Consider the following 3,681-nt stretch of genomic DNA (forward strand, 5'->3'; position numbering starts at 1 on the left):
CGGCGGCGGACGGGCCCGGCGGCCGCCCTCCGCACCCGCACCCGCACCCGCACCCGCACCCGCACCCGAGGCACCCGTCCCCGCACCGCCACACCCCCCGCCGCACCCACCACACCGACACGCCGCACGGCTCCGGGCGCCCATGCCCCCGTCCGGCGCGTCCCGCCCAACACCCCGCGCGGGGCCCCGGGATCGCCGGCACAACATCCCGATCCTGTACGCTCCCCACTCCGCCCGCACCCGGTGTGGTGTGCGCCACCCGGTGCCGCGCGGAAGCACACCTCGCCTCGGCGAGCGAGGTGAAAGAGGTGTGAAAGGTACGGCGTCGGAGGAGAAAGGTGAACTCTTCCGCCATACCGGGGCATTCCATGTGACGTACCCGGGAGTAGGGCGTCGCGACAGGTACCGCCCGCACCTCCCGGCACCGCCCCGAGCGCCCCTTCACGCGCTCTTGACCTGCTAGTTCGCAGCCATGGGCTGCGTCTCGCCAGCGGGCGCCGGCCCGGAAAGCGGCGCTTTGCCCAGAAGTAGGCGCTTATGTGGACATCTCGCGTTCACCCGTGGCGCGCGAGGCAAGTTGACGTCACAACCTGAACGACTGGAAGCTGTGGCCGTTGATGCGCTCATCACAACGGCGTGGCACCTCGGCCGACACCCCGGGCCGACGTACGTTGCCGTGGCACAGTGTGCGCGCACCGAGGGCCGGGGCGCTCCCCCACCGGGGACCATCGCCTCAGACGCCGTGGCCTCCTCCGCGGAGCATGCCCCGTCACCCTGTCAACGACTCGGTGCTCACCTTTGGACGGAGATCAGAACCTTGCACAAGCGGAAGTCGAAGCGATGGCTCACGGGGGCCGTCGCCACCGGCGCCGTGGCCGCGGGAGCGTTCGCGTTCCTGCCCACTCTTGCCCAGGCACAGAGCGACGCCCCCCAGGACGCGGGCGTTCAGGCCGACTTCTCGGCCGCGGCCGCCAAGTACGATGTCCCCACGTCCGTGCTGATGGCCGTCACCCACGAGGAGTCGGGCTGGCAGTCGCACAAGGGGTACAGCAACAAGGGCGGTTACGGACTCGCCGACCTCACCGACGTGACGAAGGACATGCTCGTCAACGGTGACGCGGGCGCCGGCGGCCGCTCGGACCTCGCGTCCATGATCGACCACCCCGAGATGCACACCCTGCAGAAGGCGGCCGAGCTGACCGGCATTCCCGCCGACAAGCTCCGCACGGACCGCCGTTCGAACCTCGAGGGCGCGGCGGCGCTGCTCGCCTCGTACCAGAAGTCCGTCGGGGGCGGCCTGTCGAAGGACCCGTCCGACTGGACGGGCGCCGTCGCCAAGTACAGCCGGCTGCCCGACGAGAAGGCCGCGACGAGCTACGTCGACAACGTCTTCGGCACCATCAGGTCCGGGGCGCAGCAGAAGTCGGCCGACGGCCGGACCGTGAAGCTCGCGGCGGACCCGTCGGCCAAGCCGGTCACCGCGCAGATGGACAAGCTCAAGCTGAAGAACAGGCCGTCGTCGACGGGCGCGGAGTGCCCCGCCTCGATGGACTGCACGTTCGACCCGGTGACCATCGCGGGCAACGGCCAGGTCTCGAACCGGCCCGCGAACGGCATCAAGATCGACCGCATCGTCCTGCACACCGCCGAGGGCTCCTTCGAGAGCGCCAAGGAGGAGCTGGACGCGTCGGGCGCCATCACGGCCGCGCACTACCTGATGGACACCGACGGCACGACCACCCAGCTGATGGCGAACAAGGACCTCGCGTTCGCGGTCGGCAACTACCACTACAACCTGCACTCGATCTCGATCGAGCAGGCGGGCTTCACCGCGCGCGGCGCCGACTGGTACACGGACGCCGTGTACCAGCAGACCGCCAAGCTGGTGAAGTACCTGGCGAAGCGGTACGACGTGCCGATGGACCGCCAGCACATCCTGGGCCACGACAACGTGCCGGGCTCGCTGGACTCCAACCTGGCGGCGCAGCACTGGGACAAGGGCACGGCCTGGGACTGGAGCCGCTTCATGCGGCTCGCCGGCTCCCCGATCGACTCGGGCACCCGCGGGGTCGGCAAGGTCGGCTCCGTCGTGACGATCGCGCCCAAGTTCAACGCGAAGAACGAGCAGACGTACACCGTCTGCCCGTCGGACGACCCCTCGGGCGCCACGCCGGCGTGCGCGGAGGTTCCGCAGCCGTCCAACTCCCTGTTCGTGCGCACCGCGCCGGCCTCCGACGCGCCGCTGTTCCTCGACCCGGTGGTCCACCCCGGCGCGCAGGCGGGCACCGACTCGATCAGCGACTGGAGCGACCACGTCCAGGCCGGCCAGCAGTTCGTCGTGGCCGACGTCAAGGGCGACTGGACGGCGATCTGGTACGGCGGCCAGGAGGGCTGGATCCACAACCCGGGCGGCAAGTACACGATCCCGACCACGGGCGTGCAGATCATCAAGGCCGCGGGCACGACGGCGGCTCCCGTCTACGGCCAGGCCTACCCGGCGGCGTCCGAGTACCCGGCGGGCCTGTCCCCGTCGACCCAGGCGCCCCTCACGGCCGCGAACTACAAGATCCCGGTCGGCCAGGCGTACGTCGCCGACCAGCCGGCCACTCCGGCCGACGACTTCTTCAAGTCGGGCGGTCAGGTGGTCACCGGCAGTGAGACGTACTACCAGGTCCAGTTCAACCACCGGACCATCTACGTGAACTCCGCGGACGTCACGGCCACCCCGGCCGCCTGACACCCTCCCGCCGCGGCGGGATGCACCGGAGGAACGAGGAAGCGCCCGAGGCCCCACCGGCCCCGGGCGCTTCCGCCGTTTCGGTACGCGCCGCCTCCGCGGCGGGCACTCACTCCGTGACCAGGTCGACGAAGGCCCGGAGGTTGCCCCGGGCCCGGGCGATCTTGCCGTCCAGGGAGAGCGTCTCGTCGAGGCCCCGGCCGGCGGCCGTCTGCCGCTTGCCCCTGATGTAGAGCGAGCAGGCGAGGTCGGCGCACAGGTACTTGCCCACGGTGTTGCCCTGGCGGCCCGCCTCGCCCGTGCGGCGCGCGGTCATCAGGGCGACGCCCCCGCCCGTGTGGGTCGTCACGCACAGCGAGCACATGCTGCGGGACGTGAACCCGCGCACGGCCGCGGCGGCCGACCGGAGGGAGAGGCCGAGCAGACCGCCGCCGTGCTCGGTCACCAGATAGGCGCGCTCGCGCGCGCCGGGGTCGCGCCAACCGAGGAAGTCGAGGTCGTCCCAGGGCAGCTCCTCCAGGCCGGGCGGGAGGCCCAGGCGCTTGGCCTCCCCCTTGGAGCAGTTGACGAAGGACGCTCGGATCTCGGTCTCCGTGAGGTGTCGCATGGGACCGAGGGTAGGTTGCCTAATACTTTTAGGCAAAATATTCATTCTTTTAGGGACCGTACGCTCCGGGAGCCGGGGACGCAGGGCTGTGGGAGACGGGGACGCAAGACTCCGGGGATCGGGGACGCGAGGCTCCGGGGACCGGGACCACAGGTCACGCCTCGGGACACGAGGGCCCCGGGACACCAGGGGTTCGGGACAGGAGGGCCCGGGACGCGAGGGCCTCGGGACTCCGGCGCCGGACGCGCCGCACCGCACGGCCCGGCGCAAGCGCGCACCCGCGCCGACCCCAGCCCGCCCGAGGCGCGCGTCCCGCCGGCCACGACCGCCCGAGGCG

The 3,681-nt window shown here is 71.4% G+C and carries 2 protein-coding genes; one reads left to right on the forward strand and one right to left on the reverse strand.

The features are described 5' to 3' along the window. The first annotated feature begins 817 nt into the window (after positions 1-817). Positions 818-2,737, forward strand: a complete 1,920-nt coding sequence (locus L1885_RS25315) for an N-acetylmuramoyl-L-alanine amidase (RefSeq protein ID WP_235799491.1) — start codon at positions 818-820, stop codon at positions 2,735-2,737. 109 nt (positions 2,738-2,846) lie between these two features. Here L1885_RS25315 and L1885_RS25320 read toward each other — a convergent pair whose 3' ends face one another. Further along, positions 2,847-3,344, reverse strand: coding sequence for an FBP domain-containing protein (locus L1885_RS25320; RefSeq protein WP_235799492.1), 498 nt, complete (start codon positions 3,342-3,344; stop codon positions 2,847-2,849). Positions 3,345-3,681: the final 337 nt, after the last annotated feature.

Origin of the sequence: Streptomyces fuscigenes, from assembly GCF_021556455.1 — a bacterium.
Classification (GTDB): domain Bacteria; phylum Actinomycetota; class Actinomycetes; order Streptomycetales; family Streptomycetaceae; genus Streptomyces; species Streptomyces fuscigenes.

Excerpts from the sequence above, each read along its gene's own strand:
- L1885_RS25320 (WP_235799492.1), bottom strand. The coding sequence starts at position 3,344 with ATGCGACACCTCACGGAGACCGAGATCCGAGCGTCCTTCGTCAACTGC.